This window comes from Phycisphaeraceae bacterium (assembly GCA_019454185.1).
Taxonomy (GTDB): domain Bacteria; phylum Planctomycetota; class Phycisphaerae; order Phycisphaerales; family UBA1924; genus JAHBWV01.
This window is the reverse complement of record CP075368.1, coordinates 2,817,431-2,830,719: the sequence shown is the minus strand read 5'-3', so window position 1 is coordinate 2,830,719 and position 13,289 is coordinate 2,817,431. Positions and strand designations below refer to the sequence as shown.

General features: G+C 65.8%; 12 protein-coding genes. 8 read left to right on the top strand and 4 right to left on the bottom strand.

Annotated features, from left to right (window positions below; all coding sequences use genetic code 11):
* Positions 1–406: 406 nt before the first annotated feature.
* Positions 407–1,255: a transposase gene (locus KF838_12050; GenBank protein QYK47510.1), complete on the bottom strand. Its 849-nt coding sequence runs from the start codon at positions 1,253–1,255 to the stop codon at positions 407–409.
* Positions 1,256–1,469: 214 nt separating this feature from the next.
* Between KF838_12050 and KF838_12045 the strand changes: the two genes are divergently transcribed.
* The 8 genes from KF838_12045 to KF838_12010 all read left to right on the top strand — a co-directional run bounded on the left by KF838_12045 (position 1,470) and on the right by KF838_12010 (position 8,458).
* Positions 1,470–2,402 carry a sugar kinase gene (locus KF838_12045; protein QYK47509.1) on the top strand — a complete coding sequence of 311 codons (933 nt, stop codon included), beginning with the start codon at positions 1,470–1,472 and terminating at the stop codon, positions 2,400–2,402.
* Positions 2,403–2,421: 19 nt separating this feature from the next.
* The gene (locus KF838_12040) at positions 2,422–3,156 is read left to right on the top strand and encodes a class I SAM-dependent methyltransferase (protein QYK47508.1); all 735 of its coding nucleotides are present in this window, start codon (positions 2,422–2,424) and stop codon (positions 3,154–3,156) included.
* Between the two features lie 43 nt (positions 3,157–3,199).
* A complete protein-coding gene (locus KF838_12035) occupies positions 3,200–3,925 on the top strand; it encodes a type 1 glutamine amidotransferase (GenBank protein QYK47507.1) in 726 nt (241 codons plus the stop codon).
* Positions 3,926–4,074: 149 nt separating this feature from the next.
* Positions 4,075–4,581: a hypothetical protein gene (locus KF838_12030; protein ID QYK47506.1), complete on the top strand. Its 507-nt coding sequence runs from the start codon at positions 4,075–4,077 to the stop codon at positions 4,579–4,581.
* A 132-nt stretch (positions 4,582–4,713) separates the two neighbouring features.
* On the top strand, positions 4,714–5,700 hold the full coding sequence (locus KF838_12025) for a hypothetical protein (GenBank protein QYK47505.1): 987 nt from the start codon (positions 4,714–4,716) through the stop codon (positions 5,698–5,700).
* Positions 5,701–5,997: 297 nt separating this feature from the next.
* Positions 5,998–6,882 (top strand): hypothetical protein, encoded by an 885-nt coding sequence (locus KF838_12020; GenBank protein ID QYK47504.1) that lies wholly within the window; start codon positions 5,998–6,000, stop codon positions 6,880–6,882.
* A gap of 97 nt (positions 6,883–6,979) precedes the next feature.
* Positions 6,980–7,693, top strand: coding sequence for a type II secretion system protein (locus KF838_12015; protein QYK47503.1), 714 nt, complete (start codon positions 6,980–6,982; stop codon positions 7,691–7,693).
* Positions 7,694–7,720: 27 nt separating this feature from the next.
* Positions 7,721–8,458, top strand: a complete 738-nt coding sequence (locus KF838_12010) for a hypothetical protein (GenBank protein ID QYK47502.1) — start codon at positions 7,721–7,723, stop codon at positions 8,456–8,458.
* Positions 8,459–8,641: 183 nt separating this feature from the next.
* Here the strand turns inward: KF838_12010 and KF838_12005 are convergent, their stop codons facing one another.
* The 3 genes from KF838_12005 to KF838_11995 all read right to left on the bottom strand — a co-directional run bounded on the left by KF838_12005 (position 8,642) and on the right by KF838_11995 (position 13,265).
* Positions 8,642–11,374, bottom strand: a complete 2,733-nt coding sequence (locus tag KF838_12005) for a hypothetical protein (protein ID QYK47501.1) — start codon at positions 11,372–11,374, stop codon at positions 8,642–8,644.
* A gap of 110 nt (positions 11,375–11,484) precedes the next feature.
* Complete coding sequence (locus KF838_12000; GenBank protein QYK47500.1) at positions 11,485–12,390, bottom strand: hypothetical protein; 906 nt, start codon at positions 12,388–12,390, stop codon at positions 11,485–11,487.
* Positions 12,391–12,554: 164 nt separating this feature from the next.
* The gene (locus KF838_11995) at positions 12,555–13,265 is read right to left on the bottom strand and encodes a DUF3313 domain-containing protein (protein ID QYK47499.1); all 711 of its coding nucleotides are present in this window, start codon (positions 13,263–13,265) and stop codon (positions 12,555–12,557) included.
* Positions 13,266–13,289: the final 24 nt, after the last annotated feature.

Below are 13,289 nucleotides of genomic sequence, written 5' to 3'. Positions count from 1 at the left end.
CTTTTGGGTGTCGGTGGTCAGCGGCACTTCGCGCGGAAGAGCGATTGATCGAATGTGATTGAGATGCGTGAAGTCGCGGTGAAGGTGCGGTTGTACGGGGATCGCGTGTATCGTCCTCCGCCCCTCCGGGGCGGGTTGGCTTGGGTGTTGCTTTCCACGGGTTCCGGTCGCGAAGCGCGACCTTCACCTGCGGCTACACACCCGCGGCCCTCCGGGCCGCCCGGGGCTCCCTTTTGGGTGTCGGTCGTCGCAGGGCGACCTCGCTGCGCGACCGGCAACGGTCGTGCGCCCTGCGGGCGAAGGATGGAAGGCATGAGGGCACATGTGAACACGAAGACACGCCCCGCTCTCTCCGAGGATGTCGCGATGCGGAGGCGCAACACCCCGGGCTTGCGAGCTTTTTGCGTCATCGCTTCATTGCCTGTGTGTGTCGATCAAGGATGATGATGGCTTGGATCCATCGACGGACCCGCTCGATGCCGCGCACGTGCGGCGGGATAAGCCCCACATGGTGGGTCATTTCCAGGCGTGCAAACACACGCTCGATCACGCGCCGGAGTGACAGCAGGCCCCTGCCGAAGCCCGTCATGCTCTGCTCCAGCATGTCGATGGCTCGACGGCGGTCCGGATGCGTTCCGGACCGCCGCACGCCGCGACCCACGCGGCAGTCCTTCCGCGGAACCACCAGTTGTCCGCCCTTGCACGCGCAGAGTTCATAGAGCTTCACGCTGTCGTAGTTCGAGTCGGCCAGCACATACCCGTTCAACTCCATGTCTCGCATCATCCGCTTGGCCATCACTGCTTCATGGCAGTGCATGGGCGTGAGACGCCAGGAGACGATCGAGCCCGCGAGATCGCAGATCGCATGGAGCTTGTAGCCGCGCAGTCCCCATGCGCCGAAGGTCGCGGTCCGGTCTCCGGAGTGCGAGGCGACGCGCAGGGCCTTGCCGTCAAGAGCCAGCACCAACGCTCCCGATGCAGAGACCAGATTCTCCGCCTCCGCCGCGGCAAGTAACGCCTGGACGCTGGTGGTTCTCAGCCGCCGGCTCATCCTGCTTGGCGAGGGCAATCGACCACGCCGCCACAACGGCCATGCATCGCGTCGGCACGCCCAGGAGGTGGGTCGTCGGTGCAAGACGGCCCAGAGAAAGGTCAGCACGATGTCCGCATCGGTGAAGGTGAAGCGACCGCCACGCGGGCTCCGATCCAGCTTCCGCACGCTCGCCGCCAACACCCTCCAACTCGCGTTGTCCATGCTCGGTCTCCTGTCTGGCAGCTCCACCAGTGGGACCGAGCATGGCATGAGCCATCAGATCGCGCAAGTCTCCACAATGGAAACCCTTGGAACACATGGCGCAAAATGCTCTCGCGCCCGGGGCTCCCTTTTGGGTGTCGGTCGTCGCTTGGCGTTCTCGGGGCGGCGGCTTAGATGGCTCGTGGGGAGTGGTGTGCTGCTATCCTCCGGGACTATGTCATTGATTGTCACCGGCACCATCGGCATCGACACGATCCACACACCTGGCGGGGAGGCGAGGGAGGGGGTGCTGGGCGGATCGGCGGCGTATTTCGCGGCGGCGGCATCGTTCTATCAGACTGTGCGGATGGTCGCGGTTGTGGGGGATGATCTGCCGCCCGAGCACATGCGGACGCTGGGGCTTTTTAAGGGGATCGACACGGGTGGTCTTGAGGTTCGGCGCGGGTCGCAGACGTTCCGTTGGGGGGGGAAGTACGCGGAGAACATGGATCATCGCGAGACGTTGTTCACGGAGCTCGGGGTGTTGCTGGAGGAGCCGCCGAGCGTGCCTCAGGAGTTCAAGGACTCTGCGTTCGTGTTTCTTGCGAACACGGCGCCCGCGGTGCAGATGCAGATGCTGGAGCAGTTTCCGCGTCGTGTGATGGCGGTGGCGGACACGATGGATCTGTGGATCGATACGGCGCGGAAGGATCTTGAGGAGTTGATCCGCCGGGTTGACGGGCTGGTGCTGAACTACGACGAGGCGGAGTTGTTCGCGGGGAAGAAGAACACGATCCGTGCGGCGAAGAAGATCCTGGAGCTCGGGCCGAAGTTTGTGGTGGTGAAGAAGGGTGAGCACGGTTGCCTGTTCATCCATCGCGACGGGATCGCGGCGTTGCCTGCGTATCCGGCGGAGGAGGTCGTGGACCCGACGGGCGCGGGGGACACCTTCGCGGGCGGGATGATGGGGCATATCGCGCGGGCGTCGTCGCGGGGGATCTCGCACGTGCCCTCGTCGTTTGACGTGGTGCGTCGGGCGTTGGCGCACGGGACGGTGATGGCGAGTTTCACGATCGAGAGTTTCAGTCTGGATCGGCTGGCGCGGCTGCGTCCGGAGGAGATCGATCGGCGGTTCGATGAGTTCGTGGAGATGACGAGCGTTTCGTGAGGGCGGGGTGTTGCGAGCCATGTCCGAGCGTCCCACCGATCCATCGCGCGAGGTTCCGCCGGATCTGACGGTTCCGTGGCTGGAGCCGTACAAGGAGGCGGCGGCGCGCGGGGGCGCATCGTTCGGGACGTTGCTGTGGCGGAGCGAGGAGTTTCAGCGGGCGCGGTTTCGCGTGCTGACGGAGATGCTGGATCTTTCGGGGCGGGTGGTGATCGACTGCGGGTGCGGGCGGGCGGATCTGCTGGGGTATCTGTGCGCGGCGGACGTGGCGTATCGGGCGTATGTGGGGATCGATGCGTTGCCGGTGATGGTGGAGCATTGCAGGACGCGCATCGCGAACCAGAACCTGCTGCGGGCGCGGGTGGAGCTGGGCGACTTTGCGTCGGGCGAGGGCGCGTTTCCGGGGTATATCCGTGCGTACGGCGCGGCAGCGCACGCGGTGGGCGGGGGCGGGGAGGTGTTTGTGTTCAGCGGGTCGTTGAACACGTGCGAGCAGCCGATGGCGATGGAGGTGCTGGATCGGGCGTGGCGCGCGATCTCGCCCGCGCCGGGGGCTGGGCGCCCGGGCGCGGCGGTAGCGTTCAACTTTTTGAGCGATCGGTGCGGGCGGGCGTGGGAGGGTGTCTCGACGGGACCGGCGAAGCGGTTTGATACGCGGGTGATGCTGGCGTTTGCGTTGGAGCGCACGCCGCGTGTGATGTTCAGGCAGGATTATCTGGATGGTCACGACGCGACGATCGTGATGATGGTGTAGGAAGAAGGCAGAGGGGAATTTTCTGAGCGTATGATGGGGACCTATGGCGATTCTCGTGTTTCAGCACAGTGAGCGTGGCGGGCCCGGCCGCCTGGGTGCGACTCTTCGCGATCACGGGTTCAAGCTGGACATTCGTCGGCTTGATGTTGATGGCGTGAAGGGGTTGCCGGCGGATCTTGACAATGTTCACGGGATCGTGTCGTTGGGGGGGCCGCAGAATGTGGGGGAGCCCCACGAGTGGATGGCTGGCGAGATGGAGTTGCTTCGTCAGGCGCACGCGCGGCAGTTGCCGGTGATCGGGATCTGTCTCGGCGCGCAGATGGTGGCGGCGGCTCTTGGCGGCGAGGTCGGTCCTATGGAGAGGCCGGAGTTGGGGATGCCGCTGGTGTCGCTGAATCCCGTCGGTCAGACGGAGACGATGCTGGCGGGTATTCCGTGGGATTGTCCGCAGTTCTCGACGCACGGGTTTGAGATCAAGAAGCTCCCGACGGGCGCGCAGGCGCTGGGCGGGTCGAAGCAGTGCAAGATCCAGGTGTTTCGCGCGGGGATTCGGACGTATGGGTTCCAGTATCACCCTGAGGCGGACATGGAGATGATCCGCGCGTATGCCGCGGCGGATGGGAAGTTCCAGGAGCGTGCTGGCGTGACGGCGGAGCAGGTGCTTGCGGAGGCGGAGAAGCACTACGAGATGTTTGCGCGTGCGGCGGATCGGCTGGCGGTGAACCTGGCGACGTATCTGTTTCCGTTGAGCCGCAAGCTGACGGCGTGAGGAGAAAGGCACTCAACGCGGAGGGCCGCAGAGGGCCGCGGAGATGAGGGTGACCATCCGTGTGCGCATCAAGTGCACAAAGCCGACTCGCGTCGCTCGCGCATGAGTGGGCCAACGAGATCTTGCCGCACCTTCGTTCCATCAGGCACGTGCCGACTGGCACGCTGCCCCAAAGATTTGCTGCCAACCTAGAACTGGGTGATCCCAAGAGCGACCTCGCCGCGTTCTTGTACGTTGTCGTCGACGAATCGAGGCAGTCAGACGTTGTGTTCCCGAATGCGCCGACAGAGCTCCCCGAGGGCCCGCGAGCGGATCTCGCGCGAAATCTGAAGATGCTTATCGCGAATGTGCAGACCGCCACGGCAACGCTGAGTGTGCAGAAGACGATTCATCCCGAAGACTTCATCTCTCTTGCTGACGAGATTGCGATCGGATTCAGCGAATCCCTGCAGTGGTTTCGAGTTGGGGGGTTCCTGCATGGGTTCCTCATGGAACGACAACTGAACGCGCTTTCTCGGCTGGATGAGCACTTTGATTCCTTCTCCGGTCAGAATCACGCCGAACTCTGGACGGAAGAAGCGATCGAGTCTTCTCCGACTTGGGCACGTGTTCGAGAACTCGCGCACAGCGCCTTGGTCACCCTTGGCGTACGCTAAGCCCCTCTCCTTTCTCATAGCCCTGTACGTCTGGGCGACTCTTTTCAACTCTCCGTGGCCTTCCGTGTTCTCCGTGGTGAATGTCTTGTCCTCTCCGCGGCCCTCTGCGGCCCTCCGCGTTGAGTCCTTTGAATGCCGACGCACTTCACCATTCCCGTGCCGCCCGACTACTCGCTCACGCGTGACGCGTGCTCGTACGGGTACTTCCTGCTGAGCCCGAACCATTGGGATCCGCGGACCGAGACGCTGACGCGCATCCTCGATCTGGAGGGTGGGCCGGCGCGGATCGTGATCGCCCAGCCGCGGCAGGACGGCAAGCCCATCCCCGCGCGGATCAGCAAGGCCTCCCACTTCACACGGGGCGCCGACCTCGCCTGCACCTCCGATCGCCGCCTCGCCAAGCGCGAGATCACAGAGGCATCTGGGCTTATCGCGCGCATGCTCCGCCTTGACGATGACGACGCGACCATCCGCGCGTATCACAAGGTGGATCCGCGCTTCAAGTCCCTTGGTCGCGGCCGCCTCTTCCGCTCCCCCACGCTCTTCGAGGATGTCATCAAGACCGTCACCAGTTGCAACGTGCAGTGGCCGAGCACCGTGGTTATGAACGAGCGCCTGTGCGCCGTCGTCGGCGAGGGCGGCGGCTTCCCATCGGCCCGCAAACTCGCCCGCGCCCGCGCAAGCACGCTCCGCGCCCGCTGCCGCGTCGGATATCGCGACAGACGCATCATCGAACTCTCAGAGATGTTCGCCTCGGGCGCGATCGACCCGCACTGGTGCGAGGATCCGGCAACCAGCGACGAGGACCTGCGGAAGTTTCTGATCGATCTGCCGGGGATCGGCCCCTACGCCGCGGCGAACATCATGCAGTTGCTGGGGCGGTATCACCTCTTGCCCCTCGATACCGAGAGCGTCCGGCACGGCAAGACCATCCTCGGCATGGAGGGCACGGACAAGGCGATCATGAAGATGATCGACGCCCACTTCGCGCCCTTCGGCCCGCACAAGTTCCGCTCGTACTGGTTTGAACTGTGGGAGTTCTACGAGCAGAAGCGCGGCCCGTCGTGGACGTGGGAACGGGAGACGACGGGTAAGACGTTTACTGCGTCGCAGTTCTGAGGAGAAGAGAACGCGGAGGTCACAGAGGTATCAGAGTGACGCAGAGGAAGACGGGAAGAAGAGCGTGAACGCGAAGGTCGCGAAGGGGATGAATCACGAAGGGAAGTGAACGGGTGGCATGCCTGCTCGCAGATCAGGCATGAAGGAAAGCCAAGTGCGAGCTCTTGTCGCTGCAATCGCGTTTCTTCGGACCCCTGCTTCTCCTGCCCTCTGGCCCCTCTTCTCCCACCCCCTCTACGCTCGTCATCCGGCCTTCCCTCCTTTCCTTCCCTCTGTGTTCTCGACGCTTTGAGTCCCATGCCCGACGCCCCATCCATCGCCTGGCTCTTTTCGATGATCCGTTCGGGGTCGTCGATCGCGGCGTATGCCGCGGCTTCGCCGTTCGGGGGCGTGGTTGCGGATGAGATCTTCGGTCCGTGGGTGCGGACGGGTCCGTACTACAGGTTTCCGCCGGAGCAGGGAGTGGTGACGGAGTTGTTCCGGACGAGTGCGGGTGTGATTACACCGGAGATTGCTCGCGCGGCGGGTGTGGTGTTCGAGAAGCTGGCGCGGGGGGAGGCGGGTCTGCCGGTGTGTGCGCCTGGGCGCGAGGGGTTGCTGGAGCGTGTGCCCCCGGGCGGGCGGAGGATTGTGGTGAAGATGCCTCACGATCATCCTGCGCCGGGTGAGGTGAGGAGGGTGTGGCCGGATCATCCGCACGTGTTCGTGCTGAGGAACCCGATTGATCGGTTGAGCAGCATCATTCTGCGGGGGATGCTGCCAGTGGGTTCGAGCGGGGGTACGGGGACGTGCATCACGGAGAACTGGGACCTGCCTCAGTTGCGGCAGTTCTGCGGGCGGTGGCTGGAGGCGCGGGGTGCGGGGCGGGGTCTGGTGTATGACGACATCCGGAGAGACCCTCGGGGCTTTTTCGAGGGGATGTACCGGGCGTGGGGGTGGGAGATCGAGGCAGGGGAGTTGGAGGGGGCGGCGGCGTACGCGGCTTCGAACTATCACGCGATGAGCATCCAGAGGGATTCGGGGGCGGATACCCAGAGGCCCGTGAGCAGCCAGAAGCGGGCGGCGCCTGAGGAGGCGATTCGCACGTATCTCTCGGATTCCGTGGTGGTTGCGGCGATGCGCGAGGCGGGGTGGGCGACGGAGATCGGGGCGTATCTCGGCGCGGACTCTGGTGCCGGGTGAATCTGTAGGTGCGGCAATAGCCGATCAAGTGGAGCGTTGCACGTTCATGCGGCGTGTGCTCGGATGTTGCGGTGCCGGGTGGCAGGCAGGAGGCATTATGTCAACTGATGGGGCCGTGTTGGGTGGGCGTGAGGGATGGGGAGTGCGCCGGGTGATGGGTGGGGGGGCGCGTGGGGGGGCGCGTGGGCGGGCGCGTGGGGGGGTGCGTGGGGGGTTTTCGCTGATCGAGCTGCTGGTGGTGATTTTCATTATTTCGATTCTGCTGGGGTTCATGTTGCCGGCGTTGCCTCGGGCGCGTGATGCGGCGCGGAAGGTGCGTTGCGGGGCGAACCTGCGGAGCATCGGGCAATCGGTTGAGATGTACAAGGATCGGTATCGCGAGGTGTTTCCGGTGGCGCGGTACATGCCGCCCCCGTGGATCTCGATGGATCTTGAGAAGCCGCCTTTCAATGTGGCGATGTCGGAGTTTCTGGAGGTTGAGGACCTTGCGTATCGGTGTCCTGGTGACAAGGTTGTGTGGGAGCAGCCGTGGACGCCGAACGAGGGGACGTTCTGGGTCTCTGAGGGTGACACGCGGGAACGGATCAGCGGGATGTCGTACACGTATGTGGTCGCGCTGGGCGGGAACAGGTATGAGAACACGTTCTACTACGAGTTTCTGAAGCAGGGTCCGTCGACGACGCCGGTGGCGTATGACTTTGACGGCGGGACGTTCGAGACGACGACGGGTGCGCGTCTGCCGGTGAACTTCTTCCACGACAAGCGGAACGTGCTGTTTGTCGATGGCCATGTCGGGCGTTACGGATCGTGAGATCGGATCTTTGTAGGGAGCATGAGCATGCCACAGCGGATCAATCTTGATGAAGCGGTGACGCCGGCGCGGAAGGCGATCGATGCGGACTGGTCTCCTCGGAAGAAGAAGATCGTCGGCGGTGTGTGCGTCGTGCTGGGCGTGCTGGCGGTGTCGGCGGGTGGTGTGTACGCGTGGGGGCATCGCCCCGTGTCGCTGCCGACGACGCGCGAGGAGGCGATCGCGGTGATGGGTTCCGAGCGGTATGCGCGGCTGGATGAGGATCGCAAGCGGCAGTACGCGGTGGTCGCGGCGGAACTGTTCAAGGATGTTTCGCGCGAGGAGATGCGGACGTACTTCGAGGATGAGAAGACGCGCGAGGTGCTGTTTGAGATGCGCCAGGAGCAGATGGACGAGATGATCCTGCGCGTGGCGCGGGGCGAGCCGGTGGAGGATTGGCGTACGGGGTGGAGGCCGGGGGGCATGGGCGGGCCGGGCGGACCCGGCGGGGGACGGCCGGAGGGTGATGGGCAGCGTCGCGAGTGGGCACCGGGGAGCGGGCAGGGCGGCGGGCCAGGCGGGGGACAGATGACGGATGAGCAGCGTCAGCAGCGGCGCGCGGAGATGGTCAACCGGATCAATGAGAGGATCGGGCGCGCGGTGAACGATGGGAACGCGCAGATGAACGGGCTGCGCTCGGAGTTCATGTCGCGGATGAGGGCCCAGGGAGGCGGACCGGGCGGGCAGCGTCCGGGCGGCGGTGGGGGCGGGCGCGGGCCGGGGTGAGCAGAGGGGGAAAGAGCCACATAGCAAATGGCAAATGGCCAGACTGCGGGATGGTGCGAGGATGGCCGGTTGGTGGCGGAGTAAGTGAAGAGGGGCAGGGGGGATTCTGCGCGCAGTTTGATTTTGACGACCGGCTTGGACGGTTGCGAGTGAGTGCCGTCCCTTCGGGACGTGGGGTTATGTTCAGTTGTTCTCTGCGAGCGCTTCGAGCGCGGCGAGGCGTTTCTTGTGGAGTTCGCGGTCGGGCTCGATGGCGATGAGTGCTTCGAGCTGGTGGCGTGCGGCGTTGTAGTCTTTGGCGACGATGGCGATGCGAGCGGCGGTTTCGCGGGAATCGGCGTCGAAGGGTGCGATGCGGACGACGCGGAGGGCTTTGTCGTGTGCGCGGGCGTGGTCGCCACGTTCGGCGTAGAGGCGTGCGAGTTCGGCGGCGTATGCGGGTGAGTGGACTTCGCGTGCGTCGAGCCATTCGAGGTGGGGGATGGCACGGGCTTCGATGTCTTCGGCGGGGTTGTTTGCTGTTGCGGTTGTGAGGTAGATGCGTGCGAGGGCGCGGTGGGGGGCGTCGTCCATGGGGCGAGCGGCGGCGGCGCGTTCGAGGAGATCGGTCATGGAGGGGTCGGGGATGCCGCGGCGTTCGCGGAGGGCGGCTTCGACGGCGATGGCGAGGAGTTCGGGGTGGTCGGGGTGGGCTTCGAGCGCGCGTTCGATGGCTTGTGCAGGTGAGTGTGCGGGCGAGGCGGCTTGTTCGATGAGGGATTGTGCGTCGGGCGTGCCGGGGGGGAGGCGTGCGCCCCAGGCGATGAGTTGGTCGCCGGCCCACTGCTTGAACGCGGTGAAGAAGTCTGCGCGTGAGAGGCCGAGGACGGTTCGGAAGGCGGCTTCTTCGGGCGTGCCCTTGGCGTAGTGGTCCATGAGATCGAGGGGGGCGCGGTCTCCGAAGCGTTCGACGATGTACTGGTACATCCAGTGTCCCTGGGCGTATGCCTGGGAGCGGTCGGTGGGCTTTCTGGGGCGGACGAAGGCGATGTTGATGGCGTCGAGATCGAAGAGTCGGTCGGCGGCGTAGGCGTTTGCGAGGAGCGCGACGGTGCGGGTGTCGCGGGGTGCGTCTTCGAGGTAGACGGCGGCGGCCTCTGTGAACCAGTGGGGGATGCGGTTGTTGGTCCTGGCGAGGGTGACGGTGTGGGTGTATTCGTGGCGGACGACGCGGAGCCAGTCGTAGGGGCCGACGAGGTGGCCGGGGCCGTCGGAGGGGGACTCCATGGCGATGATGGGTCCGGTGGCGGCGGCCATGGTGTGGAGCCCGGGCATGCCGGTGATGCGGACGCTGAACCACTCGTGGTTGGGCATGAGGTCGATGGTGGTTCTGACGGGGGGCTTGAAGTCGATGCCGCCGTTGTCGGGTGAGCAGACGCGGTCATGCATGGCTTCGAGGGCGGGGAGCATCTCTCGCGCGAGGATGGTGTCGCGTCCGGGCTTGCAGCGGACGATGAAGTGCTCGGACTCGAAGCGCTGGTAGGTGAGGAGTTCGGTGAGGAGTTTGATGGAGTTGTCGACGGCGACGTTGAAGGGGTCGAGGGCCTTTGCGGCGCGGAGGGTGTCGAGGGCTTCGACATCGCGTCCTGCCTGGGCGAGCATGAGGCCTCGCTCGATGAGCGGTTCTGCCCAGTGGGGCTCGCGCTCGACGGCGCGTCGGAGGAAGGCGTCGCTGAGTTCGTACTGGCGGTTGTCGCTGAGGGTTCTTCCGACCTCGTAGAGGGCGAGAGAGGAGAGGGGTGTGGCGCGGGAGAGGGCGTCGAAAGAGGCGAGGCGTGCGTCGGTGTCCGGGGCGTCGAATGAGGCGGCGCTGGCGGCGGCGCGGAGTGCGAGGAGCGAGCGCATCGTCGGGTGTGCGGCGAGGGCGGGCGTGAGGATCTCGATGGCGCCTGCGGCGTCGCGTTGGCGGAGCTGGGCACGGGCGCGGATCTCTGCGGCCCAGGGGGAGCGTGCGTTGTCTTCGGATGCGATCTTGCCGGCGAGTTCGTCGAGGCGAGCGGCGATGGACTCGGAGGTCTGGAAGTCGAACTGATCGACGGACATGTGTCCGAGGAGGCGCCACGCGGCGGCGCACGAGGGGTTGAGGCGGAGGGTTTCGATGGCGGCCTGGCGGGCTTCTCTGCGGTTGTCCTTGGTGTTCAGGAGCTCGGCCTCTGCGAGGCGCGGGGACCAGGCGAGGCGGTCGAGCTCGTCGCGGGCGCGGGCGAGGAGCGTGGTGATGGTGCGGTAGTCCTGCTGGGCGTCGCGCCAGGGGCCCTTCATGCGGGCGCGGAGGAGCAGAGCGCGGACGCCCTCGGCCATCTCGTCGGCGAGCGTGATCTGCTGATCGGCCATGAGGGAGGCGACGCGATCGAGCGAGCGGGAGGCATCGTCGGCGTTGCCGAGATCGAAGAGGGCGTGGGCGCGGAGGCGTGCGGCGCGGAGGGCGAGTGTGGAGTGTGAGGGGTGGGGGGTGTGGGGGGCGTCGAGGAGGGCGAGCGCGCCGGCGGGATCGCCGAGTTCGATGAGGGCTTCGGCGCGGTCGAGCGGATCGGCGTCGGGGGAGCGGAGGGAGTCGTCCCAGAAGCGGGCGGTGGTGAGCGCGGCGCGGGCGCGGAGGGCGGGAGAGGCGAGGTCTTCGTCGCGCCAGATGCCGTGGTGGAGGCGGAGGTCGCGGGCCTGCTCGGGCGTGAGGTAGGACTGCTCGAGGAGGCGCGTGATGGATGGGGCGAGTTCGGGGACTTCGATGGGCGCGGGCTTTCGGTCTTGGACGACCTGGGCGTGGGAGACGGGGGAGGGGATGAGGGGGGAGAGCGTGAGGAGGGCGGCGAGGAGGGTGTGAGCCGCGGGGCGAGCGTGGGGAGCGGATCGACGGCGTCTCGTTCGGGTGGGCTGCACGATGTCCTCCGGGTGGATTGGTGTGTTCCGTGTACCCGCAGGATGAGTGTACGGTTGGCGAGAAAGTCGCGAACCGTGGGCAGCGCGTCGAGAGGCCGCGTGGAGGTTGATTACGGGGGATCGATGCGGCCTCGGTAGGGCTCGATGCGGACGTTCCACCCGCGTGCGGGGGTTGCGGTGTCGAAGATGCGGTAGGGGAGGTCTTTGGGGTTTTTCTCGGGGTTGAGCATCTGGATGATGGACTCATCTCCGACGAGGTTGATGGTTTTGGCCATGCGCGGGAGGAGGTCTGACTTTCGGTACCAGACGCGGATCTCGGAGAGTTCGTCGGCATCCTGGGGGTCGGCGATGGGGACGAGCAGGAGTTGGTAGGAGCCGTCTCCGGCGTTGATGAAGGAGCGGAGCGAGTCGGCATCGACGCCCTCGTCGGGTGTGAGCATGGTGACGCGGTAGCGCTTGAGGACATCGTCTCTTCGCTGGCCGACGGGGACCGGGAAGGGTCCTTCGCCGATGCGGAGTGGATCGAATCGTTCGCCGGGGGGCACGACCTGGCGTTTGATGAACTGCTTGTCCTTTTCGAGCTTCTCGACGAGCCACTCGCCGTCGAAGATGTAGTCTTTGGGCTCTTTCTCGACGCGCTTGCCGACGCGGAGCTGGGTGAACTGGACGGCGAAGCGGCGCGACGCGGGGGTCTTGGCGTCGCCCCGGTCGATGGTCTCGTAGTAGAGGGTGCCATCGCGGATCTGCTCATCGCCGGCGAGCGCGAAGATGCGGGTGTAGCGGATGCCTGCCTTGAAGGTCTTGATCTCGAGGTCGGCGGTTTCGAGGGCGACGAGGAGATCGTCGGCGGTGAGGATCGGTTGTCCGGCCTTCCAGTCGTGGTCGGGGATGGCGGGGGCGGTTTGTGTGGGGACGGGGGATTCGGGTGTCTCCTGCGCGAGCGCGGGGAGAGAGAGGCAGGCCGCGCTGAGCAGGGCGAGCATTGAGTTTGTCAAGAGTCTTGTGCGGCGTGCCATGGGTTGCTCCCGGATCGTGTGCTGCGGTCGGCCGACACAATGTATGTGGGCAGAGAAACCGTGACGTTGCAGACGATCCGCTGTGCCCCTCGGAATCGTGACACGATCGTGACAGCACTCTGCGCGGGCTGGGAATCGCGGGCGCGGGATCAGGGGGGTCGCGATCAGGGGCGGGTCGCGAGTTGGTCGGCATCGCGGAGCCAGAGGTTGAGGCGTGCGGCCCAGTGTCGGAAGACGAGGCGGGCGTCGGAGAAGGGATCTTCTTCGATGGGCTGGGTTGCATCGCGGACGACATCGGACTCGATGGCGGCGGCGAGGCGCTCGCGTGTTGTGGAGTCGAGGATCTCGACCTCGACGGATGCGCCGCCGATCTGGGTCTGTCCGGTTGCGGGATCGACGCGTGCGCCAGCGAGGGCGGTGATGGCGGCGCGGATGACGGCGACGTTGGGGCCGGGCTCTGTGGCGATGGGGTAGAGGAGGGAGAGCGCGGAGATGGTCTCTTCGTGGAGTGCGGCGGCGAGTTCAGCGGATTCGGCGTCGGTGATGCGTGTGCCGCGGACGGTGCGTTGGGGGAGGAAGGTGATGGGTTCGACGATGAAGGTGTTGTATGAGGCGAGGCGAGCGGATTGCTCGTAGAGCGTTCCCTGGTGTCTTGGGCTCTGACGGAGGCGTGCGTAGTCGCCGAGGAAGCCGGAGTATCGGGTGGCGGGGAATGCCGCGGGCTGCTGGGCGTCTGCGGGCCTGACGGGGTCGGGCTCGGGTTGTGAAGATGTGGAGGTGGCGCATCCGGTGAGGGGGGGGGCTGCGAGGAGGGCGATGAGGAGGGCGTGGGGGAGTGTGCGCGAGAGCGTGCGGATGGCGAGTGTTGGGTTCATGATGGAGATGATCGGCATGAGGGC

What these genes read in the sequence shown, in the direction of transcription:
- KF838_12040 (QYK47508.1), top strand. Translation starts at nt 2,422, where the DNA reads ATGTCCGAGCGTCCCACCGATCCATCGCGCGAGGTTCCGCCGGATCTG.
- KF838_12035 (QYK47507.1), top strand. Translation starts at nt 3,200, where the DNA reads ATGGCGATTCTCGTGTTTCAGCACAGTGAGCGTGGCGGGCCCGGCCGC.
- KF838_12000 (QYK47500.1), bottom strand. Translation starts at nt 12,390, where the DNA reads ATGGCACGCCGCACAAGACTCTTGACAAACTCAATGCTCGCCCTGCTC.
- KF838_12020 (QYK47504.1), top strand. Translation starts at nt 5,998, where the DNA reads ATGCCCGACGCCCCATCCATCGCCTGGCTCTTTTCGATGATCCGTTCG.
- KF838_12025 (QYK47505.1), top strand. Translation starts at nt 4,714, where the DNA reads ATGCCGACGCACTTCACCATTCCCGTGCCGCCCGACTACTCGCTCACG.
- KF838_12050 (QYK47510.1), bottom strand. Translation starts at nt 1,255, where the DNA reads ATGGACAACGCGAGTTGGAGGGTGTTGGCGGCGAGCGTGCGGAAGCTG.
- KF838_12045 (QYK47509.1), top strand. Translation starts at nt 1,470, where the DNA reads ATGTCATTGATTGTCACCGGCACCATCGGCATCGACACGATCCACACA.
- KF838_12015 (QYK47503.1), top strand. Translation starts at nt 6,980, where the DNA reads ATGTCAACTGATGGGGCCGTGTTGGGTGGGCGTGAGGGATGGGGAGTG.
- KF838_11995 (QYK47499.1), bottom strand. Translation starts at nt 13,265, where the DNA reads ATGAACCCAACACTCGCCATCCGCACGCTCTCGCGCACACTCCCCCAC.
- KF838_12010 (QYK47502.1), top strand. Translation starts at nt 7,721, where the DNA reads ATGCCACAGCGGATCAATCTTGATGAAGCGGTGACGCCGGCGCGGAAG.